The organism is Frigoribacterium sp. AC512 (assembly GCF_979258295.1).
The window spans coordinates 154,562-178,719 of sequence record NZ_OZ409850.1 but is presented as its reverse complement, the minus strand read 5'-3'; the positions used below and the strand labels follow the sequence as shown (position 1 = coordinate 178,719).

Genomic DNA, 24,158 nt, shown 5'->3' with positions numbered 1-24,158 from the left:
CCCGCACCTCCTGGAGTCGCCGTGATCGCCGCCGTCCTCGGCCTGCTGGCCGCCGCCTCCTACGGCTCGGCCGACTTCCTCGGCGGACTCGCGGCCCGACGGATCGCCCCGCTGCGCGTCACGGCGATCGCCGCCGCGAGCGGGCTGGTGCTGCTCGCGCTGCTGCTGCTCGTCGTGCCCGGCACGGCCTCGACGGCCGCGGTCGGCTGGGGCCTGCTCAGCGGCGTCGCGGGAGCCGTCGCCCTCGCGCTGCTCTACGCCTGCCTCGCGCTCGGGCCGATGAGCATCCTCTCGCCGCTCACGGCCGTGGTCTCGGCGATCGTGCCGGTGGGGGTCGGGCTGGCGCAGGGCTCCCGGCTGGGAGGCGCGGGCTGGGCCGGCATCGCGCTCGCCCTCGTCGCCGTGGTGCTGGTCGGCTTCGTGCCCGATCCGTCGGCTCCGCGACCGAGCGCGCGGGGGCTGCTGATGGCCCTGGGCGCCGGCGCGGGGATCGGGCTGGTGCTCGTGTTCCTCGACCGGACGCCGGACGACTCCGGGCTCGTGCCGCTCGTCGCCAACCGGTCGGCGAACCTCGTGCTGACGGGCGGGGCGGTGCTGGTGCTGCTGGTGGTGGCGCGGGTGCGGGAGCGTGCACGCGCCGAGGAGCCGGGGCGTGTCCCGATCCGGCAGCAGGGCGAAGGAGGTGCGGCGCCGGTCGCGCAGGCCGCCCCGCACCTCCTGTCCCTGCGTCGCGCCCTGTGGCTGGCGCTCGCCTGCGGAGTCGCCGACAGCGGGGCGAACGTGCTCATCCTCGTGGGCCTGCGCGTCGGCGACCTCACCGTGATGAGCGTGCTGACGGCGCTCTACTCGGCGGCGACCGTCGTGCTCGCGGCCGTGGTGCTGCGGGAGCGGCTGACCCGGACGCAGGTCGGCGGGCTCGTGCTCGCCCTCGCCGCGGCGGCGCTGCTGGCGCTCGACTAGGTGGCGCGCGGCTCGGTCGGCGGGCTGGCGGGCGGGCGGCTCGGCGGGCGGGCGGCTCGGCGGGCGGGTGGGCGGCTCAGTCCTCGATGAGGCGCTTGCCGTACACGGTGACGTCGTCCGGCTCGTAGCCGAGGCTCCCCCACGTCGCGGCGGCCGCGTCGTTCCCGGACCGCACCATCAGCATCACCTTCGGGCAGCCGGCCTCGAGCAGCAGCCGCTCAGCCTCGGCGACGATCTGCCGGGCGCGCCCGCCGCCGCGGTGCCCGGGTGCGACCGCGACGTAGTAGAGCCAGCCGCGGTGGCCCTCGTGACCGGCCATGGCGGTCGCGACCAGCACCTCCTTCGCGCTGCTGGTGCTGGTGCCGGTGCCGTCGCCGCTGCCGGCCGGCTCGACGAGCTCGGTGCCGACGAGGAACAGCTCCGGCTGCACGGCGAGCTTGCGCTCGATGTCGCGGTGCGGGTCGTTCCACGGGCGGGTGAGGCCGCACTCGTGCCAGAGGGCGACGACGGACTCGGTGTCGGCGGGGTCGAAGGCGCGGATCTGCATCCGACGATGCTGGCACGGGCGCTGCACGAGGTGTCGCACGCGGCGTGCGGGCTCCCGTGCGGGCTCCCGTGCAGGCGCCCGATGTCGGCGGGTCGTGGTCACTCTCGGCGGGTTCCTGTCTGGTGCGGCGGGTTGCCGTCGCCGACGGCGGGTGGGCGCTGACCCGCCACGCGTGACGGGAACCCGCCGACATCGGCCCGAGGAACCGAGCTCGAGCGGGGGAAAGCCGGCGGGTTCCTGTCGCTCGGGGCGGGTGGCTGTCGAGCGCGGCGGGTTCCTGTCTGGTGCGGCGGTTGCCGTCGCCGACGGCGGGTGGGCGCTGACCCGCCACGCGTGACGGGAACCCGCCGACATGGGGGGCAGGCCGAGACGAGTCCGAGGAGGCGCGGGCCGGGCGCCGGGGGCACGTGCGAGGCGCAAGCGAAACGGGCGAACGAAGTACCCCCGGAGTGGACTACGCAGCGCGGAATGACGGGGCGCATCGTCCCCGACGGGGTGCGAGCGGGTGCGAACGCGGTGCGGACGAGGTTCCGGAGGCGGCAGCAGGGACGGCCCAGGGGCCCCGGGCATACTGTGTCGCGTCCGTCCGCCGTCAGAGAGGTGCCCGATTTGTCCGCTGCTCCCCGCCGCCTGGCCGTGCTCGGCTCGCCGATCGCCCACTCCCTGTCGCCCGCCCTGCACCGGGCGGCCTACGCGGAGCTCGGGCTCGACTGGCACTACGACCGCGCGGAGGTCGCCTCGGGCGAGCTCGAGCAGTTCCTGGCCGAGACCACCGGCGGCACCGGCACCGGCACCGGCACCGGCGACCGTCCGTGGCGCGGGCTGAGCCTCACGATGCCGCTCAAGCGCGAGGTCCTCCCGCTGCTCGACACGGTCTCGCCGCTCGCCCTCTCGCTCGGCGTCGCGAACACGGTCGTCATCGACGACGACGGACGCCGCCACGGCCACAACACCGACGTCGACGGCATCGTCCGCACCGTCGAGGCGCACCACGACGCGCGCCCCGAGAGCGCGACGATCCTCGGGGGCGGGGCCACCGCCTCCTCGGCGATGTGGGCCGCGTGGCAGCTCGGGGCCCGCTCGTTCTCGGTGCACCTGCGGAACCCCATGCGTGCCGGCGAGCTGACCTCGCTGGCCAGCGAGCTGGGCGGCGACATCAGCATCGCGCCCCTGACCGAGCTCGGCACGCTGGCTCCGCTCGACTTCGTCATCAGCACCCTGCCCGGCGGGGTCGCCGACGACCTCCCGCTGCGCCCGCGGAGCGAGTCGTCGATCCTGTTCGACGTCGCCTACGAGCCGTGGCCGACCCGCGTCGCGTCGACCTGGTCGGCCGACGGCGGCATCGCGTTCAGCGGGCTCGACATGCTCGTCGAGCAGGCGGTGTCACAGGTGCGCCTCTTCACGGGACGGGCGCAGGAGGAGCGGCTGGACGACGAGGACCGCGTGCGCGCCGCCATGCGCGCCGCCGTCGGACTGCCGGAGACGGGCTCGACCGCTGCGGGCGCTGCGGGCTCTGCGGGCTCTGCCACGGCCACTGCCTCCACCTCCGTGACGACCTCCCCGGTGGCCTGACGTGCGCCCGACGCCCCAGCCCGCGACGCTGCGGTCGCTCGTGCTCGGCGACGGCCGGCCCGCGGTGTGCGTGCCCCTCGTCGCCCGGACCGCCTCGGCGCTCGGCGAGGCTGCCGGCCAGCTGACCCGCGCCTCCTACGACCTCGTCGAGCTGCGGGTCGACCACCTCACGGCCGTCGACGACGCCGAGAAGGTCCGCGAGGCGGTCGAGACGGTCCGGGCCGCGCTGCCCGACGACGTCCCCGTGCTGTTCACGTTCCGCACGAAGCAGGAGGGCGGCGACCGCGACATCACGCCCGAGGAGTACGGCGACCTGCTCACCCGGACGATCCGCGACGGGGGCGTCGACGCGGTCGACGTCGAGATGTTCACGCAGCCCGACATCCGGGAGGCGGTGGTCGAGACCGCGCACCACGCCGGCGTCGTCGTCGTCATGTCGTCGCACGACTTCGCGGGAACGCCGTCGCGGGCCGAGATCCTCTCGCGCCTGCTGCAGCAACAGGAGCACGGCGCCGACGTCGTGAAGCTCGCCGCGATGCCCGAGAGCCCGGCCGACGTGCTCACCCTGCTCGCGGCGACGGACGACTTCCGCTCGGGCCCCGGCCTCGTGCCGGCGATCACCATGTCGATGGGCCCGCTGGGCGCGGCGTCGCGGCTCGTCGGCGAGACCTTCGGGTCGTGCCTCACGTTCGCCGCGGCGACGGCAGACGGGGCGAGTGCCCCGGGGCAGCTCGACGCGTCGGGCGTGCGCGCGGCGCTGGAGCTGCTGCACGGAGCGACCACGACCGAGGCGTGACGCCCGCATCGTGCCGAGTGCGTCATGACGCCGGCGTCCTGACGCCTGGATCGTGGCCGGCGCGACTCGAGGGCTCCGGCGGACCCGGCCCTGTGTCCCACACCGGGAAACACGAGCGACGGACGTCGCTGAACAGGGACTCCAGGGCCGGGGATCCGCCGAAGTGAGTCGAGGATAGCGCGAGGACGTCGCCCCGCGGGAGTACTTGCGCGACGGCCGTCGCCGGTGTACCGACGGTGATCCCGAAGGAGGGGTGACGCGGGAGGCGCAGCGTCGGTACTGTGGCCCACCGCGGTGGACAGTCCCCCGCTGACGAAGGAGACACCATGAGCATCGGCGGCGGAATCGCCTTGATCGTGATCGGCGCGATCCTCGCGTACGCCCTGGACTTCCAGGTCGCGGGCATCGACATCATGCTGATCGGCTACATCCTCATCGCGGCGGGCGTCCTCGTGACGATCATCGGCATCGTGTTCGCGACGCGTCGTCGCCGCACGGTGACCGAGGCGCGCACGGCGGTCGACCCGGCCAGCGGCGAGCAGGTCACGCGTCGCTCGACGCAGGACGGCGGCGGCCCGGTCATCTGACCGGCTCTGCCGACACGCACCCTCCCGACGGGCGGGTTCGTCGCAAGCGGGCGCTCATGAGCGCCCACCCGCGACGGACCCGCCCGTCGTCGTGTGCTCGGGCGCAGCCGGCCGCAGTCAGGCGCAGCCGGCCGCAGTAGGGCGCAGTAGGGCGCAGCCGGGCGCAGCCGGCCGCAGTCAGCCGCAGCCGAGCTCAGTCGGGCGCGATCCGATCGCGCTCAGCTAGGAACTGACGGTCGTGCGCAGCACCGACGAGCCGTCCGGCTGACGTCGCACCTCGATGCGGTCGGCGATGCGCTGCTTGAGCTCGTCGACGTGGCTGACGATGCCGATGACGCGACCCGTGTCGGACAGGCGCCCGAGCTCGGTCATCACCGCGTCGAGGGTCTCCGGGTCGAGCGAACCGAAGCCCTCGTCGACGAACAGGGTGCCGAGCTCGAGCCCGCCGGCCTCGGCCTGCACGACGTCGGCGAGCCCGAGAGCCAGGCTGAGCGACGCGTAGAAAGTCTCGCCGCCCGAGAAGCTCGCGGGGTCACGTGTCGTGTCGGTCGCGTGGTCGCGGATCGCGAGGGCGAGCCCCACCCGGCGCGATCGTGACCGCTGCTCGCGCTCGTCCGACGCCTCCAGCGCGTATCGGCCGCTCGACATGACGCCGAGCCGGGCGTTGGCGGCGGCGACCACGTCGTCGAAGCGCCGCAGCAGCACGTAGGTGCCGAGGGTCACGCCCTTGACGTTGACGGAGCCGGTCGCGCTCGCGAGGTCGGCCATCCTCACGACGGCCCTGGCCTCGTCGGCGACCTCGGCCCCGGCCCGCTGTGCACGCCGGAGGTCGTCGAGGGCCGCCGCCGACGCGGTCGCCCGTGCGGCACGCCGGGTCGCGAGCTCGGCTGCCCCGGCGAGGTCGGCCTCGGCTGCGGCCAGCGCCTCGACGGCGGAGTCGACGTCGATCTGCTCGTCGCCGGACAGGCCGGCGACCTCGGGCTCGGCCAGCCCGGAGGCGACGACGGCGAGGTCGGCCTCGTGCCGCCCGACCCGGGTGCGCAGCGCGTCACGCTCGGGCACCGGCAGCGCGGCACGCGCCGCGGCCGCGGCGTCGTCGAAGCCCGACTCGGCGAGGGCCGCGGCCAGCTCGACCGCGCGTTGGGCTCGCGCCTCGACGGCGGTCTCGTGGGAGTCGACGGCGCGCAGGAGGCGCTCGGCGGCCTCGGCGCGGGCCCGACGCTCGGCGACGATCCCGGCGACGGACTCGCCTGCCCCCGCCAGCGCGGCTGCGACCACGGCCGCGTCGTCGTCGAGTCGCCGCTGCTCGCCGACGAGACGCTCGGCCAGGGTCGCGTGCTCGGTCAGGACCGCGGCGAGCGCCGACCGGCGACGCTCGGTGTCGGCGTCGAACGCGGCGAGCGTGCGCTCGGCTGCCGCGAGGAGCTGCTCGGCGGCCACGGCCTCGCGCACCAGCAGCCGGGCGGCGTCGACCGCCCCCCGGGCAGCGTCGACATCGAGGCCGCCCAGGGCGGTGCGCGCGTCGTCACGTCGGGCCTCGGCGGCGGAGGCGAGCTCGGCGGCGCGGCGCTGCGCGTCCTGCGCCGACCGGGCACGAGCGGCGGCGAGGTCGACGTCGTCGTCGCTCGGGTGCTCGGGGGTGAGGTCGGCCGGGGCAGGGTGCTCGACGGAGCCGCAGACCGGGCAGGGCTCGCCCGCCGAGAGCGTCGTCGCGAGCTGGCCCGCCAGCCCGGCGATCTGGCGGAGGCGCAGGGCCGACTCGGCCTCGACGGCCGAGACCGCGTCGCGGCTGGCGGACGCGAGCGCCGTCTCGGCCAGCGCGGCGTCCCGCTCGAGGACCGCGACGCGGTCGAGGGCGGCGGCCTGCTGCTCGGCGGCCGACAGCGCCTGCTCGGCCGCGGGGCGGCCTCCAGCTCGCCGGGCGGCGTCGTCGCGCTCGGCCTCGAGCACCTCGCGGGCCTCGGGCCTACCGGCGAGCTCGGCGTCGGCGGCGGCACGGGCCTCGTCGAGTGCGGCCAGCCGCGCCCGGGTCGACTCGACGGCGGCTCGGCGGGCCGGCAGCGCCGCCTCGACCTTGGCCGTCTCGGCGAGCACGGCCAGCTCGGACCGGAGCCGGTCGCGCTCGGCCGCCAGCTCGGCTGCGTCGGGGTCAGGGACGGGGACGGCAACAGGGGCGGGGGCGCGGTCGGGGGCGGCGGCGGGCACGCTCGAGGCATCAGCGGCGGCTTCGAGAGGATCGGCAGCAGCAGCGTCGTCGTCGTCGCCAGCAGCGGCGGCGACCCCGGCTGCGGAGGCCGCGCGCGCAGCACGGGCGAGCTCGTCCGCGGTCGCGCGGACCGCCTCCTCGGTCCGGGCTGCACCTCGGGCCGCTCCCGTGACGAGGTCGGCACGCGCGGCAGCGTCGAGGCTGTCGCCCGCTTCGCGGACGGCCGGCTCGGCGGCCTCGAGCTGGGCGGCGCGGACGAGCAACGCGGCACGACGGTCGAGGGCCCCACGCAGCCGACGTCGTGCGTCGAGGGTCGACCTCAGCTCGTCGCGACGGGCTGCCCGCCGGTCACGGTCCGACTGCGCCGTGGCGGCTGCCGTCACGAGGTCGGCGAGGACAGCGTCCGGGTCGGAGTCGGGCCCGGCGTCCAGTCGCGCAGCGAGGTCACGGACGACGACGGCCGCGGCGGGGCCATCGACAGCGGTCGCGGTCTCGGCCTCGGACGGCTCCCGGTCACCCAGCGCCCCGCCGCCGCCGAGCGCGGAGTCCCTGACAGCGGGCTCGTCGCCAGCGCCGGTGCCGGTGCCGGTGCCGGTGCCGACACCCCCGAGCTCGTCGTCGCTGCCGACGCCGGCGGCCTCGCGCAGGCGCGCCCAGCCGAGCTCGACGGCGTGGTCGGCCGCGGCCACCTCGGTGTTCGCCGAGCGTCGGGCCTCGACGAGCTGCGCCGTCGTCGCCTCGTAGATCTCGGTGCCGAAGAGCGACTGGAGCATCGTTCGACGCTCCTCTCCCGTCGAGCGGAGGAACGCCGCGAACTCGCCCTGCGGCAGCACGACCGTCTGCACGAACTGCTGTCGCGTCAGGCCGAGGATGCGTCCGATCTCGCCGCCGACCTCCTGCGTGCTGGTCGAGACCGGCTCGCCCGCGGTCGCGTCGGGAGACGTGAGGCGCACGAGGGTCGCCGTGGCGTTCGCCGGGGTCGTGCCCGTGCCGCTCTTCTTCGGCCGCCGCCAGGCCGGGGTGCGCCGCACCCGGTGGATGCCCGCGGCGGTCTCGAAGACGAGCTCGACGAACGGCTCGACCTCGGGGGCGGCGTGGTGGCTGCGCAGCCGGTCACGGCTCGCACCCTCGCCGGCCAGCGACCCGTACAGCGCGAAGACGATCGCGTCGATCACCGTCGACTTGCCCGCGCCCGTCGGCCCTTCGAGCAGGAAGGTTCCGGACGCGCCCAGCTCGGCGAAGTCGACCGTGTGCTCGCCCGCGTACGGCCCGATGGCGCGGAGGGTGAGGCGGTGCAGGTTCACGCGGACTCCTCGGCGCTGCGGGCGGTCTCGTAGGCGTGCCGCACGGCCGCGAGCTCGGCGTCGGTCGCCGGGGCGCCCGAGGCGAAGGCGACGAAGTCCGCGGCCACCTCGAGCGGGTCGGTCTCGGCGGTGACGAGTCGCAGCGCGGGCGCGTCGACCGCGCCGATCGGCTCGTGCAGCACGACGAGCGCGTGGGGGAAGTGCGCCTTGACCCGGCTGTACAGCCGCTCGGGATGGACCGGGTCGGTGACGTGCACGCGCAGCCAGGCGTCGCGCAGCTCGTCGTGGCGACCGTCGAGCAGGTGCTCGAGCGTGTCGGTCACCTCCGCGAGCCTGCGCGGGACGGGTGCAGGGACGAGCTCGACCGTCGCGCCTCCCCCGGCGTCGAGGTCGACGAGCGCGGTCGACTTGACGTGCCCGAGCTCGCCGAACGAGAAGGCCACGGGCGAGCCCGAGTACCGGATCACGGGTCGCTCACCGCGAGACGCACCGATGCGCTGGGCACCGTGCAGGTGCCCGAGCGCGACGTAGTCGACGCCGTCGAGCACGGCCGAGGGCACCGAGTCGACCCCGCCGACGCGGATGTCGCGCTCGCTCTCGCTGGCCTCGCCCCCGCTGACGAAGGCGTGCGCGACGACGACCGAGCGGGTGCCGGGGCGCGAGGCGAGGTCGGCACGCACCCTGCCCATCGCGGCCGCGACGACGGCCTCGTGCGACCTCGGCAAGGGCGGGCGCTCGGCATCGACGCCCGCGTCTGCGGCAGCCCCCGTGTCGGCGGCAGCCCCGGTGTCGGCAGTCGGCGCGAGCGTGTGCCGGACCGTGTCGGGATCCAGGTACGGCAGCCCGTAGAACGCGACCGGCCCGTGCTCGTCGGCGACGACGACGGGCTGGTCGAGGGTCTCGACCGAGGCGAGCACGTGCAGTCCCGGCCGCATGAGCTCGGAGGCGAAGCCGAGCCGCACGGCGCTGTCGTGGTTGCCCGGGGTCACGATCACGACCGCGTGCTCGCTCAGCCGACGCAGGGCCGAGCCGAGGAGGCGGACGCTCGGCACCGAGGGGACGGCCCGGTCGTAGACGTCGCCCGCCACCACGACGACGTCGACGTCGCGCTCGGCGACGAGCTCGACGAGGTGGTCGACGAACGCGGCCTGGTGCTCGAGCAGGTCGACCCCGTGCAGGGTGCGCCCGAGGTGCCAGTCGCTGGTGTGCAGGATGCGCACGGTCGCCCTCTCGTCGTGGTCGGTGTGGCCGTGACGGCCGTCGTCAGATCGCCGTCACTGTATCGGCGGCCGCCGACACCGCCGACACCGCCGGGACGCCCGTGGGGGACATCGGCACTCGCCCGGCACCGTTCCCGTACCCTCGAGCGCATGTCCGACGACGCCGGCACCTGGGTCGAGTTCGCCGACGCCCCGAAGCAGCGCGCGTTCCTCCGGCTCATGCGGACCGTCCTGCCGATCATGGTGCTCGTCGGCACGGCGAGCGCGTTCTTCTCGAAGTCGGGAGAGTCGCCGTTCCAGAGCTTCGGACCGATCGCCGTCCCGATCTGGTTCGTCTTCTGGAGCACCGTCGCGGCCATCACCTGGAACGTCGTGCTGCGCCTCTCACGGCCGTTCGCGGTCGACGTCGCGGGGCGGCGCCTTCGTATCCGGGGGAAGGTGCTCGCGTTCGAGGAGGTCGACTCGGCCGAGCTCGTGCCCCTGTCGAACGACGACGCCTCGGGGCTGCTGCTGAGGTTCGGGAAGAAGAAGGGACGCAAGGCGTCCGTGCTGCTGCGCGACCGCGCCGAGCCCGTCCTCGACGACGAGCGGCGCGAGCTGCTGCTCGCCGTCGTCCGCGGCTCCCGGATCGCCCGGCCGGTCAGCCCGCACGACCCGACGGGCGCGTTCGGCCGGTACAACTTCCCGGGGACGCTCGACCGCGAGGGCGCCGAGCAGGTCGTGCTGCAGCCGCCGGCACCGGGCGAGCACGCGCCCTGACCCGTGCCCGTGGCCGTGCCCGCGGGAGGCGGTCGCGCGCCCCGCAGGGGCAGCGCGCCGCTCCTCCACAGCGGCCACGCGGGCCCGAGCCGCCCCCAGGCGGTCGGGGCCGGCGGGCGGTGGCGACCCGCGCCTCCTACCCTGGGGGTGCGTCCTCCTGGCGAGCGACGTCGGCGTCCGCGCCGCCACTCCCCCGGAGGCACCACCGTGACAGACCTCGACATCACCGCCCTGCGCGAGCGCATCGAGCAGCGGCGCGAGGCGATGGTGGCCGACCTGGTCACCTACGCGTCGCTCGAGACGCCCTCCGACGACGTCGACCTGCTCGCCCACGGCCTCGAGTGGATCGAGCACTGGCTCGGCCGCACCGTCGGCGCGCCGGCTGAGCGCCGCGTGCACGTCGTCGAGGGCTACGGCGACACCGTCACCCTCGAGTACCCGTCGCCCACCGGCTCGGCCGAGTGGGTCTCGGCGCTCTGCCACTACGACACCGTCTGGTCCGAGGGCACCCTCGCCGAGTGGCCCGTCACCATCGACGGCGACCACATGACCGGCCCCGGGGTCTTCGACATGAAGTCGGGGCTGATCCAGCTGGGGCACGCCATCGCCGCCTCCGACGCCCTGGGGCTGCCCCGGCCGGGCGTCCGGCTGCTGCTCAACGGCGACGAGGAGATCGGCAGCCTCGCGTCGCGCAGCGCCATCGAGGCCGAGGTCTCCCGAGGAGGCGCGGTGCTCGTCTTCGAGTCCGCTGCGGAGGGCGCCGTCAAGACAGCCCGCAAGGGCGTCGGCATCTTCGAGGTCGAGACGTTCGGCGTCGAGGTGCACGCCGGGCTGCACCCGCGCTCGGGCGCCAGCGCCGTCGACGAGATGGCCCGGATCATCCTGCAGCTGCACGGCGCCGCCGACATCGACGCGGGCACCTCGCTCAACGTCGGCATCGTGCAGGGCGGCACCCGCACCAACGTCCGCGCCGGCCACGCCCGCGCCTCGGTCGACGTGCGGGTCACGTCGGCGGACGAGGCGGCGCGGGTCGAGGCCGTCTTCGCGGCCCTCGCGCCTCACGACCCGGTCGCCCGCGTCGAGGTGACCGGCGGCTGGAACCGACCGCCGATGGAGCGCACGGAGGCGACGGCCGCGCTCTACGGACGCGCCGCCGCCGTGGCCGACTCGCTCGGCTTCGAGCTGCGCGAGGTGTCGGTGGGCGGTGCCAGCGACGGCAACTTCGCCGCCGCGCTCGGCTGCGCCGTGCTCGACGGCGTCGGCGGGGTCGGCGGCGGGGCACACGCCCGCCACGAGTGGATCAGCCTCGGCGGCATGGTCGAGCGCACCGAGTTCGTCTCGGCGCTGTTCGTCGAGCTGGCGTAGGGCTCAGGGCATGGGCGGCCGTCGGGCAGCGGAGGGCGGCGGACGAGGCTGGCGAGCCGACCCGTCTGCCCTCAGGGGGCTGGCCGCAGGCCAGGACGGCCCTGTGGATCAGGGTCCCGTGAGGCGCAGCAGAGCAGTACCGATCGGCATCGCCGTCATCACCGTCCTCGCCATCGCGGTGCCCGTGTACCTGGGGCGCGACCGCCCCGAGGCCGCCCTCGGCGAACCCGTGGAGACCCGCCTCTGGGCCCAGCCCGACTTCGAGGACGGGACCCTCTCGATCACGGCCGAGTCCCTGGAGCCGGTGACCGAGGAGACGCTCGACCGGTGGGAGCTCGACGCAGGCGGCCAGGACGCCTACGAGGCGCGCTTCACCGTCGAGCTCGTCGACGGCAGCTGGTCGGGCGACGGCAGGACGGGCGCCTTCGACAACGGAAAGTGGGTCGTCGGCGTCGACGGCGACTACGTGAAGGGCCCCAGCCGCCTCACCCCCGGCGGGTCGCGCCTCGACCGTGAGGACTGCCCGAACGACGCCGAGGAGACCGCGGCGGCCCTGCGGTCGGAGGGCACTGCGGACATCTGCGTGCTGCTCCTGGCGCCCGGCGGCTCGACCGTGACCGAGATCGGCTACTCCGGGGCGAAGAACGAACGGACCCGCAGGAGCACGGCCGGCAGCAGGACCGTCACCTGGACGGTCGACGCCGACGGGTGACCCGCCGTCCGAGGCGCGGCCGGCGACCTCGCCGGGTGAGCAGCGTGATCCGATCGTGATCGGACCGAGGGCGATGTCGTCCTCGGAGACGATCGACCGCCTCCTCCGGCTCGGTACCGTGGGCGCAGGCACCCGGGACGACGGGTGACGGACCACGGGGAGAGCCATGACGCACCACAGACGCAGGACGACGACGGGGGCCGCTGCTCTCGTCCTCACCGCACTGGTCGCGCTGACGGGGTGCGCCGGCGGCGCGGCCGGCGACGACGACGACGTCACGACAGGGCCGACCGAGACCGTGACCGTGCCGCCGCCCACGTCGACGCCGGGAAGCTCGGAGTCGCCGACGCCGGAGCCGACCGAGACGGAGGTCGCCGCACCGCTGGTGAGCATCCCGACCGACTGCACCCAGATCGTGGACGAGGCGACCTACGCCGCGACCTTCGGCGAGATCCCCCTCAACCCCGAGAACTTCCCCCGCCGCGACGGCACTGCGCGGGGCGCCCGGACGGCCTCCGTTCCCGAGGCCGGCGCGCAGCCGTTCCAGATCGTCGACGCCGCCGCCGAGCTCGACTGCTACTGGCGGGATCCTCGAGCAGACATCTCGGGCATCGGCGTCGTCCTGGGGCGGCTCGACCAGACGACCGCCGCCTCCCTGCTCGACCAGGTCGCCGCAGCAGGCGCCACCTGCGAGGAGGCGCACGGCGGCCAGCTCTGCCAGCAGCAGGTCGCGGTCGAGCAGTACCCGGTCGAGGCTGCCGACACGTGGTTCGTCCGCGGCGACTTCTACATCGCGGTCGACCAGATCAACGTGCCCACGAACGACCTGATCGGCTCGATGCTCGCGCACCTCGAGAGCTGACTCCGGTGAGGCCGCCGTCCTCGCGAAGAACCGCGTTCCGAACCATGAACCGGGATAGAACGCGGTTCATGGTTCGGAACGCGGTTCGAGGAGGTGGCGGAGCGCAAGCAGCAACGCCTACAGCACGCTCTTCGGCACGCGGTGCAGCGTCACGGCGCCGACCGCCGCGAACGGGTGCAGCGGGTCCGGGGCGACCGACCCCGTCGGCCCGCCCAGCCGGGAGTGCCCGACCGCACTGAGCACGGCGTAGGCGTCTCCCCGCGACCAGCCGTGGTCGTCGACGAGGAACGCGAACGCGTCCTCGTAGCCCCGCCGGACGCTCTCCTGCACGGGGTCGCCGAGGCCGACGAAGATCCAGTCGTCAGCCGTCTCAATCCGCGGCGCCCGCAGCCCGAGCCCCTTCACGAGGTCGATCGACACGACCGCGGTGCCCTGCGCCTCGATCGCCACGAACGACGACTCGCCCTCCGCCATGATCGCGTGGACGTCGCCGATCGACAGGTAAGCGCCCTCGACCATCACGGGCAGGTAGACGGTCGAGCCGATCGTGTTCTCGGTGACGTCCATGTTGCCGCCCTGCGGGTACGCGGGCATGATCGTCGAGTTCTCGCCCTCGGCGGGCGCGGTGCCCATGCAGCCGATCATCGGCCGCGCCGCGAAGGTGTGCCGCGACGTCACGTGCACCCCGTCGGCGTCGATCGGCACGCGTCGGGTGAACATCTCGTCGCCCATCACGTGCTGCAGCGCTCCGGAGCCGGGCAGGCTGACCGACCAGCCGTGGTCGACCAGCCGGACGTCGTGCACCGTCACGGCGAGGGCGTCGCCGGGCATCGCTCCCTCGACGTACACCGGCCCAGTGACCGGGTTGATCGGCACCGACAGCTGCGCGAGGTCGTGGTGCCCGTGCAGCTCGGCGTAGACCGCGTCGCTCGTCTCGAAGCCGATCGTCTCGCCGGTGCCCGGCGTGATCCGCAGCACCGGCTCGACGGCGGCGCTGAAGCCGGGCCGGCCGAGCTCGTTGCCGAGGAAGTGGTCGACGCCGTCGAGCTGCCCCGAGGAGGCGCCGGCCGCCTCGCCGAGATCGTCACGAGCGCCCGAGAGGGTCGGGTCGACGCCGTCGCCGCCGCTCACGCGTCGTGCCGCTCGGAGTCGGCGGCCGGGGTCGACGCGACCGCGGCGTCGTCGGCACCCTGTCCCAGGGTCGGGGCGGCGCCTCCTCGGCTGCGGTAGTAGAGGAACACGCCCGCGCCGAGCACGAGCCAGACGAGCCCGCCGATCTTCGCCTCGGGCGCCGCGTTCACGAGCACGTAGCCGATGATCAGGAACCCGATCACGGGCACGACGAGGTGCAGCAGCCAGTTGCGCGACTTCTTCTTGACGACGTAGTGCACGACGACCGAGACGTGCAGCAGCATGAAGCCGAACAACGCGCCGAAGTTCACCAGCGACGCGATCACGTTGATCTGCCCGACGAAGAAGAGCACGAGCACGGCCGACAGCGCCGACACGACGAGGATCGCGGCCTGCGGCACCTTGCGGGCGTTGATCTTCGAGAGGAACGCCGGCAGCTGCTTGTCGCGGCTCATCGAGAACAGGAGGCGCGAGGTCGCGGCCTGCGCCGCCATCGCGTTCGCGATGCCCACCGCGAGCACGTTCACGACGAAGAACGCCGTCGCCCAGCCGCTGTTCGACGCGGCCCTGACCAGGTCGAAGAAGGCGTTGCCGGCCTCGCCCTCGGGGAACGAGTCCCGGCCGCCCGCGAGTGCGCTGGCCAGCCAGGTCTGCAGCACGAAGCAGAACGCGACGATGAACAGGGCGATGATCATCGCCTTGCCAGCGCCTCCTCGCTTGCCGGTGCTCTCCTCGGACAGGGTCGAGATGCCGTCGAAGCCGAGGAAGCTCAGCACCGCGATCGACAGCGCCGAGGCGATCAGGGGCGCGGTGACCTTGCTCGAGTCCCAGATCGGGTCGGTGGTGAACTCCGCGCCGGGGATGGTGCCGTCGTTCAGCGCGACCACGGCGATGATCACGAAGATCGCGATGAAGACGACCTCGATCGCGAGGAACACGCGGTTCATCATCTTGATCGAGCTGATGCCGAGCAGGTTCACCGCGGTGTTGATCGCCACGAAGATCAGCGCCCACATCCAGCGCGCGCTGCCCGGGAAGATGCCGATCATCGACTCGGCCGCGAACACGTAGAGCAACGTCGGCACGAGCAGGTAGTCGAGCAAGATCGCCCAGCCGGCGAAGAACCCGGCGATCGGGTGGATGCCCCGGCCGACGTACGAGAAGACCGAGCCGGCGAGCGGGATCGACTTGGCCATCTGCGCGTAGGCGAGTGCCGTGAAGATCATCGCGACGAGGCCCACGAGGTAGACCAGCGGCACCATGCCCGACGACGCGTTGTAGACGGTGCCGAAGATCGCCCACGGCGCGATGGGCACCATGAAGATCAGGCCGTAGATGAGCAGGTCGACGGTCGAGACCGACCGCTTCAGCTCCTGCTTGTAGCCGTACTGCTCGAGCTGCTGCTGGTTGCTCAGCTCGGGTGACGCGGTCTTCTCGGACATGGTGTCTCTTCTCGGGTCGAGGCGGGTGAACGACGAGGAGGTGCGGTGGGGGCGGGGCGGAGGAGGTGCGGGAGGCGCGGGTCGCGTCGGTTCAGGAAGCGCGACCCGCGCCGGTCAAGGGGGTCAGGCGCTCTGAGGTGCGGCGTCGTGCTCGCTCAGGTCGTGCTCGCCGAAGAACTCCGCGACGACGCGGCGGAACTCCTCGGGCTGCTCGAGGTGGCTGCAGTGGCTGGCGCCGGCGAAGACGTGCGAGCGGACGTCGGCGATGCCGTCGACGAACGGCTGCCAGGTGGCGGGCGTCGCCTCGTCGTGCTCGCCGGCCACGACGAGGGTCGGGGCGGACACGCGCGGCAGCCGGTCGACGATGCTCCAGTCGCGCATCGTGCCGATGACGTGGAACTCGTTCGGACCGTTCATCGTGTGGTAGACCGTCGGCTCAGCCTCCATCTGCTCCTCGCTGTCGACGAAGTCCTGGGGCATCGGGACCACACGGCAGACGTGGCGCTCGTAGAAGACCTGCGTCGCGGCGAGGTACTCGGGGTCGGTGGTGGTGCCGGCGTCCTCGTGACGCTGCAGCGCCTCCTGCGTCTCGGCCGGCAGCTGGGCCCGCAGCTCGGCGGCGCCCTCGACCCAGAGCTGCATCGAGGCGGGCGAGTTGCAGATCGCGAGGCTGGCGAGCCCGGCGGGCTGCCGCACCGCGATCTCGGCGCCGAGCATGCCGCCCCACGACTGGCCGAGCACGTGGAAGCGCTCGAGGCCGAGGTGCGCCACGACGGCGTCGAACTCGGCGACGAAGAGCGCCGGGGTCCAGGTCTCGACGGGGGCGCCGGGGCGGTGGCTGCTGCGGCCGCAGCCGAACTGGTCGTAGTGGACGACCGTGCGGCCGGTCTCGTCGGCGAGCGCCGCGAGGTTCCGCAGGTAATCGTGCGCCATGCCGGGGCCGCCGTGCAGCACGACGAGGGGCAGGGCGCCCGCGCGCGGCTCGTCGGGCGTGGTCACCTGGAGCCAGGTGTGGCCGTCACGGAAGGGCAGGACGTCGGCGGTGCTCGTGGACATGCGAGAGAGCATGCACCCGGAAAGGTCTCGTGCCAAGACCTTTCTTCGTGACTTAATGTGGCGGTAACAAAGAGACGCAGCACATGAGGACGCAGGCAGGGGCAGGGCGGATGACGACGAGCGAGACGAGCGCCTCCGGCGCCCTCGACGCTCCCCTCGAGCCGACCACGCGCGCCGACGACATCACCGACCGCCTTGTCACGGCCATCGCGACCGGCGAGTACCTGCCCGGCCAGCGCCTCCCCGCCGAGCGCGAGCTCGCGACCTCGCTGCGCGTCGGGCGCATGACCGTGCGGCAGGCTCTCGCGCGGCTCGTCGAGCAGGGGCTGATCGAGACGCAGCGCGGGCGCGGGGGCGGGTCGTTCGTGCTCGCGCAGGACTCCCGCCCCGAGCAGGACGCCCGGTCGACGTCCGCCGTCGCGCAGCGCACCCTCGCCGCCCGGTGGTCGGACCTCAGCGACACGAGCGCGGCCATCGGCCGGCTGCACGGCACCGTCGCGGAGGCGGCCGCCGAGAACCGCACGGACGCCGACGTCGCCCTGCTGCGCGACCGGCTCGAGGCCTACCGCGCCGCCGACTCGGGGCTCGCCTCACAGAAGGCCGACGAGCTGCTGCACGTCGCGATCGCCGAGGCCGCCCACAACGAAGTCCTGCGCGACGTCCTGTTCGAGCTGGAGGCGCGGGTCAGCATCGCCGCGCCGGCCCACCCCTGGGGCGGTCGGGACGGCATGCGCGAGATGGAGCTGCGGGCGCTCGCCGAGCACGAGGCGATCGTCGACGCGATCAGCGCCGGGCGCGCACGCCAGGCGGCGGCACTGGCTCGGGCGCACGTCGGCATCGACCTCGAGCTGCTCGAGCGCGTGGTGCGCGGCAGCGGCGGCAGCGCTGGCGGCAGCAGCAGCAGCAGCAGCAGCAGCAGCAGCTGAGCTTTCTTCTCCCCCACCTCGAACCGCGTTCCGAACAATGAACCGGGATAAAACGCGGTTCTTGGTTCGGGATGCGGTTCATCGCGCCTGATCGGACGCGGTCGCGGCCCTCAGGGCGCAGGCGTCAGGGCGTCGGCGCGGGCGTCCAGCCGAGCTCCGGCCCGAGGTGCTCGGCGAGGTCCGTGAGGATCTGCGCGTAGTCGTCCGGCTCGAGGGAGAAGGGCAGCGCGAAGGCGACCTCGTCGACCGCCTGATAGGCCGGGTCGGCGTGCAGCGCGTCGGCGATCTCGGCCGAGGTGCCGACCAGGTCGGCGGCGAACAGCAGCTGTCCCGGGCCCTGGGGCACGCCCACTCGTCCGGAACGTGACTCGGCGTACGCGGCGTAGCGGGCGCGCTGCTCCGGGGTCGCCGAGTCGGTCGGCACGACGACGAGGCCCTGCGAGACCCGGGCGGAGGCGCCGGCCGGGTGGGCGTCGCGGTACGCGTCGATCTGGGCGCGCTGGTTCACGGCGAAGTCGGTGCCCTGCTCGGCCTTCGTGACGCTCGATGCCAGCAGGTGGAACCCGTGCTCGCCGGCCCAGACCGCCGACCGGGTGCTGCCGACGCCGCACCAGAGCCGGTCGACGAGGCCGGGGCTGTGCGGCTGCACGACGTCGCTGAACTCCTCGATGCCGCGGCGGCCGGGCGAGGCGCTGACGACGTCGCCGCGGACGAGGTCGCGGAGGCGCAGGAGGCGGTCGGGACCGAGGTCCTCCTGGTCGAGGGTGTCCGGGTAGATCGCGTCGCGGTAGAGGTCGAAGTTCATCGGCGTGCCCGTCGAGAAACCGGGGTTCAGACGACCGCCCAGCAACACGTCGACCGTGCCGAGGTCCTCCGCCAGGCGGAACGGGTTCTCGGCGCCGATCGGCGTCACGGCGGTGCCCAGCTCGATGCGGCTGGTGCGCTGCGACGCGGCGGCCATGATCGCGACGGGGGACGAGATGCCGGGCTGCAGGTGCCGGTGACGCAGCCACGCGCTGTCGAGGCCGAGCTGTTCGCCGCGCTCGATGACGCGCAGCGTGTCCTCGTGGCCGCCGGCCGGGGACGCGGGGTCGAACGACCCGATCGTGAGGAAGCCGAGGCGCTGCAGCGGGGAACCGTGTACGGGCATGCTCCGAGTCTCGCAGAGCGCCCCCGAGCCCCGCGCGTCGTCACGCCGGCGTCCGGGGACGGGACAGGCGTGGGCCCACGCCTGTCTCGTCCCACGACGCCTGCGCCGCGGCCCCTTCCACCCGCCCTGGCCCGCGACGTCGCCGTCGCCGTCGGGGGTGCCGGCGGTGCTCAGCGACGGCCGAGCAGACCCGCGAACGGCCGCTGCTGCTCGCCCTGCTGGGCGCCGAGGACGAGCAGCACGCCCGTGAGGACCGGCGTCGCCCACTGCAGCAGCTTCTGCTGACGCTGCGCGCTCGCGAGCTCGCCAGAGCTGCCTGCACCCGGCTCGGTGGTGCCCTTCGCGCCCTCCTCGGCGTTCTTCGCCATCTGGGCGCCGACCACGCCCGACCACGCGGTCGTGCCGATCGCCGCCGCCGTGAGGACGAGCTTCAGCGCGGTGTTGCCGCGCGCCTCTCGCTGTCCGGCGAGCCGGCTCTTGTTCCCGGCGATGAGGCCGACCCCGCCGATGCCGTGCACGACGAGGGCCCCGACCTGGAACGGCGCCCACTTGGCCCAGCCGAGCGACGAGAGCGTGAGGCGCTCGACCGGGTCCTTCGCGCCCGCCGCTGCGCCGTTGAGGCCGACGGCGCCCATCAGGTTGCCGCCGAACCAGGCCGCCAGGCCCAGGTCGTGCATGCTGCGGATGACCGTGTTGCGTCCTGCCATGGGTGTTGCCTCCTCGAGTCCGTGACGGCGGGCTGATCGCCGCCGTCACACCACGTTGCGCGCCCGCGCAGGCGATGTCCCGGGCTTGACGGGCGGCGGCAGAGGTGCTCCCCCGCAGGGCGGCGGAGATGCTCTGCGCACGGCGCGGCGGCGATGCACGGCGCACGGCGCGGGGCCCGCGCCCCGCCGCTCGTGGTGAGCGACGGCACGCAGGCCCCGTCCTGCGCGGCCGGGCGGCCGCCTCCTGCGCTCAGCCCGCGGGCAGCGGGCCGTAGTACGTCGGCGCCGTGCGCGACTGCGACGGACCCGTGGCCTGCTCGAACGCGTAGGCGAGGCCGAGCAGGTCGCCCTCGGCGTAGTCCCGCCCGAGGAACTCGAGGTTCACGCCGGCGCCGGTGACGGTGCCGTCCGCGTCGGTCGCCTGCCCCATCGGGACCGTCACGGCCGGCATGCCCGTGTTGGGGCTGAGGCGCATGTTCGTGCTGAACGCGGCGTAGGGGTTGCCCGACGGGTAGATCAGCGTGTCGAGGTCCTGGTCCTCGAGCATCGACGTGACCAGGGCGTGCCCGTTCGCGATGGCCGTGGTGTGCGTGCCGGTCGGGCCCGCCCAGCCCTGGTAGGTCGCCTCGGTGACGGCGTCGCGAGACCGGTAGGTGCCGGCTCGCGACGGCACGTACATGCCCGACGCCAGCACGCCCTGCAGCGAGCGCGCCTCGACGTTCGGCGCCAGGTGCCTCGCGACGTAGGCGTCGAGGTCGTGCTTGAACTCGTTCGTGCTGCCGCTGCCCTCGGCGAGCACGGCGGCGAAGCCGCTCGGCGGCGTCGAGATCGGGACGACCGTCGCGCCCTGCGCCTGCAGGGTGACCAGCGCCTCCGCGAAGAGCCGGGCGGTGGTCCGGTTGGTGCTGACCATCGACGTCACGTAGCCGATGCGGGTGCCGGCGAGGGCGTCCGCGTCGAGGAAGCTCGTGTACGACTCCGGCACGAGGCCCTGCTGCTCGGCGGTGACCGGGTCGGCCGCGTCCACGCCGGTGACGGAGTCGAGCGCCACGGCCGCGTCGGTGACGGTGCGGGCGATCGGGCCGCCGGTGTCCTGCGAGAGGGCGAGCGGGATGATGCCGTCGCGGCTCGCGAGGCCCACGGTCGGGCGGACGCCGACGAGCTGGTTGAACGACGACGGGATGCGGATCGAGCCGCCCGTGTCGGTGCCGAACCCGATGCCGGCGAGGTTCGCCGCGATCGCCGCCCCGGTGCCGCCGCTCGAGCCGCCGGCCGTCTGGCTGGTGACGTAGGGGCTGGCGACCAGCGTGCTCGTGCCGGCGGGCTGGTACGACGAGAACTCGGACGCGAAGCCGAACGCGAACTCGTCGAGGCTCGCCTTCGCGAGGATCACGGCGCCCGACGCCCGCAGCCCGGCGACCATGGCCGCGTCGGTCGTGGTCTGGTTGCCGTCCCAGCAGCCGCAGCCGCCGGTGGTCGGCATGTCGACCGTGTCGTAGTTGTCCTTCACCGCGATCGGCACGCCGAGCAGCATGTCGGTCATCCCGTCGGAGGCGCGGGTCGCGTCGGCCTCGGCGGCCGCGGCGAGCGCGACCTGGCTGGTCGTGATGATCGAGCGCAGCGGCCGGCCGTTGCCCGCCGGGTCGACCTTCGTCGTGTCGTACGCGGCGATGCGGTCGAGGTAGTCCTGGGTGAGCTCGACCGAGGTCGTGACGCCGGCGTTCATCGCGGCCTGCATCGTCACGACCGACGCCTCCACGATCTCGAAGGGGCCGTCGTCGTACACGATGCGCTGCGACAGGGCGGCGACGTCCGAGATCGTGATGACCCCGTCGTCGTCGCCGTCCGCGACCGAGATGGAGCTCCAGCCCGAGGAGGCGCTGGTCGCCCCGAGCACGGAGCTCAGCACCTCGAGGTCGTCGGCCGTCACCTGGCGGTCGCCGGTCAGGTCGAGCTCGACCCAGTACGGGGCGAGGAACGTGCCGGCGGCAGGTGCGGGCGCTGCCGCGGCGGCGGCGGCGGCGGCGGCGGTGTCAGTGCCTGCGGCTGCGTTCGCGGCCGGGACGGCCACGAGCCCGCCGAGCGCGAGGGCGCAGGTGACGGTCGTCGCGGCGAGGGCGCGGCGTCGGGTGGATGGCACGAGGGAGGTCCTCCTGGGACTGGTCGAGTCGGGGTCGGGCGAGACGTGGCCGGGCGAGTCGGCACGAAGCGGCGCCTGGCGGGCGCCGGGGCGGAGCGCGCTCATCGGGTGCCCGCCGAGCGGCGACGGCGCACCTGGGCGACGACCACGGCGGCGATGCCGGCGAGCAGAACGAGGGCGCCCGCGAGGATGCCCGGGAACGCGTCCGAGCCCGTGAAGGCCAGGGGGCCGGAGGCCGAGGAGGCGCTGGTCGCGCCGGACGTGGGCGAGGGCACCGGCGCGGTGCCGCCTCCTGCGGGCGTGCTCGGGTCGGGTACCGGCGCGGGTGCAGGGTCGACCGGGGGCACTGCCGCGGCCGTCACCGCGAGGGGCGCCGTGGACGGCGCCGCGAGCGTCGTCGTGAGCCCGTCCTCGGAGACGAGCGTGACCGAGGCGAGCCCGAGCGTGCCGTCGCCGGCGCCGATCGCGGCGAACTGCAGGTCGACGGCGAGGTCGCCCGCGAGCCCGGGCGACGTGCCGAGCCGGGTGTGCGTGACGGTGAGGGTGCCGTCCTGCTCGTCGACGGCGTCGAAGCCGCCGTCGGGCGCGGTCGCGCTGCCGTCGACGTAGTCGAGCACGGCAGGGTCGAAGTCGACCACGAGCTCGTAGGCGTAGACCTCCGTCGTGCCGGTCAGCGCGATCTGCGCGTCGACGACGTCGCCGACCGTGGCCGTGGCGGGCGCGGTGATCGACGCGGCGGTGATGCCGGGCGCGATCGGGGCCTGGGCGGCGAGGGCGGAGGTGCTCCCGAGGGCGACGAGGCCGACGGTGAGGGCGCCTGTCGCCAGGGCCGTCCGGGGGCGCACGAGGCGCCGGGTGGTGTGCTGCATCGGGGCAGGGTCCTTCGGTCGAGGTCGAGCGCGGCTCGTCGTCGACTGCGGAGCGGAACGGGCGGCGCCGGCGCACGGCCGGGCTGCTCGACGGGGCCGACGGGACGGCCTCGTGCCTCGCAGATCGCCGTCGGTCCGCTCGTGTGGATCACACGATCCACACCGTATTCATGGGGTGTTTCGAGCAGACGCACAGTGTCGTTACGGTCGTGTTTCCCGTCGGGTGTCGTCGAGCGTCGGCGCGCGGGGCGCTGCACCCGCGAGACCCGCACGAGGAACACCCCCGAGACCGCACTACACCCCGCGTTCTCGGGGTGCAATGCGGTCTCGGGGGTGTAGCTCGAGGGCCTGCAAGCCCGAGCAGGGTGCGCGTGCCGCGCGGCCCGCGGTGCGCGGCGCACGGCGCACGGCGCGGCGCTCAGGCGGGGCCGAGGCCCGTCACGCCGCCGCCGATCGCACGCGTGACCTCGCCGTCGGGCCAGCGCAGGTCGACCCCACGCCGCAGCGACAGTTCGCCGATCTCGGCCGTCTCCGCGTACGGCGAGTGCATCCGCGACTCCCCAGGACGGTCTGCCGTCACCATGCCGAACCCGGGGAAGCAGCTCAGCCAGTCCCCCACGGTCACCCCCGAGGAGGCGCCGCCCGGCCTCGGCACGGACGCCACGTCGACGACAGCGCCGTACCCGCTGGCCTCCGCGAGCATCCCGACGGTGCCGACGATGCCGGCCATGCTGACGTCCTTCGCCGCCGCGGGTCGTGCCCGCGCGACGGTGCCCGCGAGGTCGCGCAGCTCGTGCGAGCGGCGCCCCTCGGTCGAGTTCCACTGGCTGCCGTGGTGCCCCTCGCGCCACGAGCCGCTCACGTCGACCGTGAGGCTGAGGGCGTCGCCGTACCGGCCGCCACCGCCCGGCACGGGATGGGCCGTCCGCCCGAGCGCCGTGACGCTGAGCGCGGCAGGCACCCCGACCTGCGTGTGGCCGCCGAGCAACGGCACGCCCCAGGCCTCGGCGCCGCTGCGCACCCCGGCGAGCACCCGTCGGACGAACGCGGCGTCGCGGCCCGCCACCGCGTCGAGCAGCCCGACGGGCGCGGCGCCCATCGCGCTGAGGTCGTTCACGTTGACGAGCACGCCGCACCAGCCGGCCCACTCCGGGTCGCGCTCGACCATCGAGGGCAGGATCGCGTCACAGGCCGCGACGACGTCGGTGCCCGGCACGGGCGCTCCGTCGTCGCCGACCCAGCCCGCGCCTCCCAGTGATCCGTCGGGCGAAGCCGCCCACGCTGTGTGCGGTTCGAGCACGGCCTCGAGCAGCGACTTCGTCGCGTCGACGAGACGCTGGTGCCGGTCGATCGGCCAGCGCATCCGGAGGTGGTCGACGCCGCCGACCACGCAGCGGCCGGTCTGCTCCCAGCCGAGACGCCGGAACAGCACCGACGAGCGCACCTGGACGGTCGCGTCGAAGCGGAGCACCCCGAGCTGCTCGGCGAGCGCCGACGCGGCCCGGACGAGTGCGGACCCCACGCCGAGGGCGCTCCGGGCCGACGGCGCGACGACGAGCCGGGAACCGGTCCACCAGCCGACGTCCTCCTCCCCCACGGGCGCCAGGCGCACCCCGCCGACGACGCCTCCGCCAGCGCGAGCGACGAGCACGACGGTGCGCGGGTCGTCGTCGATCTCGTCGCGGTCGGTGCCCTCGAAGAGCCCCTGCTCGTCGACGAACGCGTCGCGCCGCAGCCGTCGGTACGCCTCGACCTCGGCGCGGTCGGCGACCCCCACGATGAACTCCGCGGCCGGCGGCGCGACGACCCGCGGCCCCATCAGGGCGGGCACGTCGAGCAGCGCCACC

20 protein-coding genes are annotated in these 24,158 nt (G+C 74.3%); 9 read left to right on the top strand and 11 right to left on the bottom strand.

All coding sequences use genetic code 11. The annotated features are described in order from the left end of the window. Positions 1-21: 21 nt before the first annotated feature. Positions 22-960: an EamA family transporter gene (locus ACZZ97_RS00765; RefSeq protein WP_463471928.1), complete on the top strand. Its 939-nt coding sequence runs from the start codon at positions 22-24 to the stop codon at positions 958-960. A 76-nt stretch (positions 961-1,036) separates the two neighbouring features. Here ACZZ97_RS00765 and ACZZ97_RS00760 read toward each other — a convergent pair whose 3' ends face one another. Next, positions 1,037-1,507 (bottom strand): GNAT family N-acetyltransferase, encoded by a 471-nt coding sequence (locus ACZZ97_RS00760; protein WP_463471927.1) that lies wholly within the window; start codon positions 1,505-1,507, stop codon positions 1,037-1,039. A gap of 600 nt (positions 1,508-2,107) precedes the next feature. Here ACZZ97_RS00760 and ACZZ97_RS00755 point away from each other — a divergent pair. The 3 genes from ACZZ97_RS00755 (at position 2,108) to ACZZ97_RS00745 (ending at position 4,462) form a co-directional block, all read left to right on the top strand. Beyond that, positions 2,108-3,079, top strand: a complete 972-nt coding sequence (locus ACZZ97_RS00755) for a shikimate dehydrogenase (RefSeq protein ID WP_463471926.1) — start codon at positions 2,108-2,110, stop codon at positions 3,077-3,079. A gap of 1 nt (position 3,080) precedes the next feature. Beyond that, the gene (gene aroD / locus ACZZ97_RS00750; protein WP_463471925.1) at positions 3,081-3,875 is read left to right on the top strand and encodes a type I 3-dehydroquinate dehydratase; all 795 of its coding nucleotides are present in this window, start codon (positions 3,081-3,083) and stop codon (positions 3,873-3,875) included. Between the two features lie 326 nt (positions 3,876-4,201). Next, the gene (locus ACZZ97_RS00745; protein ID WP_463471924.1) at positions 4,202-4,462 is read left to right on the top strand and encodes a DUF6458 family protein; all 261 of its coding nucleotides are present in this window, start codon (positions 4,202-4,204) and stop codon (positions 4,460-4,462) included. A gap of 222 nt (positions 4,463-4,684) precedes the next feature. On the opposite strand, the gene ACZZ97_RS00740 is transcribed toward ACZZ97_RS00745, so the two are convergent. Both ACZZ97_RS00740 and ACZZ97_RS00735 read right to left on the bottom strand, forming a co-directional pair. Continuing rightward, positions 4,685-7,972, bottom strand: coding sequence for an AAA family ATPase (locus ACZZ97_RS00740; protein WP_463471923.1), 3,288 nt, complete (start codon positions 7,970-7,972; stop codon positions 4,685-4,687). Beyond that, positions 7,969-9,192 carry an exonuclease SbcCD subunit D gene (locus ACZZ97_RS00735; RefSeq protein ID WP_463471922.1) on the bottom strand — a complete coding sequence of 408 codons (1,224 nt, stop codon included), beginning with the start codon at positions 9,190-9,192 and terminating at the stop codon, positions 7,969-7,971. Before ACZZ97_RS00735 ends, ACZZ97_RS00740 begins: the two co-directional genes overlap by 4 nt. 150 nt (positions 9,193-9,342) lie before the next feature. On the opposite strand from ACZZ97_RS00735, the gene ACZZ97_RS00730 reads away from it, so the two are divergent. The 4 genes from ACZZ97_RS00730 (at position 9,343) to ACZZ97_RS00715 (ending at position 12,890) form a co-directional block, all read left to right on the top strand. Continuing rightward, positions 9,343-9,951, top strand: a complete 609-nt coding sequence (locus tag ACZZ97_RS00730; protein ID WP_314104610.1) for a hypothetical protein — start codon at positions 9,343-9,345, stop codon at positions 9,949-9,951. A gap of 207 nt (positions 9,952-10,158) precedes the next feature. After that, complete coding sequence (locus ACZZ97_RS00725; protein WP_463471921.1) at positions 10,159-11,316, top strand: M20/M25/M40 family metallo-hydrolase; 1,158 nt, start codon at positions 10,159-10,161, stop codon at positions 11,314-11,316. Between the two features lie 118 nt (positions 11,317-11,434). Continuing rightward, complete coding sequence (locus ACZZ97_RS00720; RefSeq protein WP_314102559.1) at positions 11,435-12,028, top strand: hypothetical protein; 594 nt, start codon at positions 11,435-11,437, stop codon at positions 12,026-12,028. 166 nt (positions 12,029-12,194) lie between these two features. Continuing rightward, entirely contained in the window at positions 12,195-12,890 is a 696-nt protein-coding gene (locus ACZZ97_RS00715; RefSeq protein ID WP_463471920.1) for a hypothetical protein, read from the top strand. 117 nt (positions 12,891-13,007) lie between these two features. On the opposite strand, the gene ACZZ97_RS00710 is transcribed toward ACZZ97_RS00715, so the two are convergent. The 3 genes from ACZZ97_RS00710 to ACZZ97_RS00700 form a co-directional block, all read right to left on the bottom strand. Continuing rightward, positions 13,008-14,021 carry an acetamidase/formamidase family protein gene (locus tag ACZZ97_RS00710; protein ID WP_463471919.1) on the bottom strand — a complete coding sequence of 338 codons (1,014 nt, stop codon included), beginning with the start codon at positions 14,019-14,021 and terminating at the stop codon, positions 13,008-13,010. Further along, entirely contained in the window at positions 14,018-15,463 is a 1,446-nt protein-coding gene (locus ACZZ97_RS00705) for an APC family permease (RefSeq protein ID WP_463471918.1), read from the bottom strand. Before ACZZ97_RS00705 ends, ACZZ97_RS00710 begins: the two co-directional genes overlap by 4 nt. A gap of 123 nt (positions 15,464-15,586) precedes the next feature. After that, positions 15,587-16,519, bottom strand: a complete 933-nt coding sequence (locus tag ACZZ97_RS00700; protein ID WP_314102555.1) for a proline iminopeptidase-family hydrolase — start codon at positions 16,517-16,519, stop codon at positions 15,587-15,589. Between the two features lie 83 nt (positions 16,520-16,602). On the opposite strand from ACZZ97_RS00700, the gene ACZZ97_RS00695 reads away from it, so the two are divergent. Next, a complete protein-coding gene (locus ACZZ97_RS00695) occupies positions 16,603-17,445 on the top strand; it encodes a FadR/GntR family transcriptional regulator (RefSeq protein ID WP_463471917.1) in 843 nt (280 codons plus the stop codon). Between the two features lie 124 nt (positions 17,446-17,569). Here the strand turns inward: ACZZ97_RS00695 and ACZZ97_RS00690 are convergent, their stop codons facing one another. The 5 genes from ACZZ97_RS00690 to ACZZ97_RS00670 all read right to left on the bottom strand — a co-directional run bounded on the left by ACZZ97_RS00690 (position 17,570) and on the right by ACZZ97_RS00670 (position 24,157). After that, positions 17,570-18,595 (bottom strand): LLM class flavin-dependent oxidoreductase, encoded by a 1,026-nt coding sequence (locus ACZZ97_RS00690; protein WP_463471916.1) that lies wholly within the window; start codon positions 18,593-18,595, stop codon positions 17,570-17,572. A gap of 170 nt (positions 18,596-18,765) precedes the next feature. After that, the gene (locus ACZZ97_RS00685) at positions 18,766-19,302 is read right to left on the bottom strand and encodes a hypothetical protein (RefSeq protein ID WP_463471915.1); all 537 of its coding nucleotides are present in this window, start codon (positions 19,300-19,302) and stop codon (positions 18,766-18,768) included. 250 nt (positions 19,303-19,552) lie between these two features. Next, positions 19,553-21,442: an amidase family protein gene (locus ACZZ97_RS00680; RefSeq protein ID WP_463471914.1), complete on the bottom strand. Its 1,890-nt coding sequence runs from the start codon at positions 21,440-21,442 to the stop codon at positions 19,553-19,555. A gap of 101 nt (positions 21,443-21,543) precedes the next feature. Beyond that, positions 21,544-22,311: a cohesin domain-containing protein gene (locus tag ACZZ97_RS00675; RefSeq protein ID WP_463471913.1), complete on the bottom strand. Its 768-nt coding sequence runs from the start codon at positions 22,309-22,311 to the stop codon at positions 21,544-21,546. Positions 22,312-22,729: 418 nt separating this feature from the next. After that, positions 22,730-24,157 carry an MSMEG_0567/sll0787 family protein gene (locus ACZZ97_RS00670; RefSeq protein WP_463471912.1) on the bottom strand — a complete coding sequence of 476 codons (1,428 nt, stop codon included), beginning with the start codon at positions 24,155-24,157 and terminating at the stop codon, positions 22,730-22,732. Between the last annotated feature and the right edge of the window lies 1 nt (position 24,158).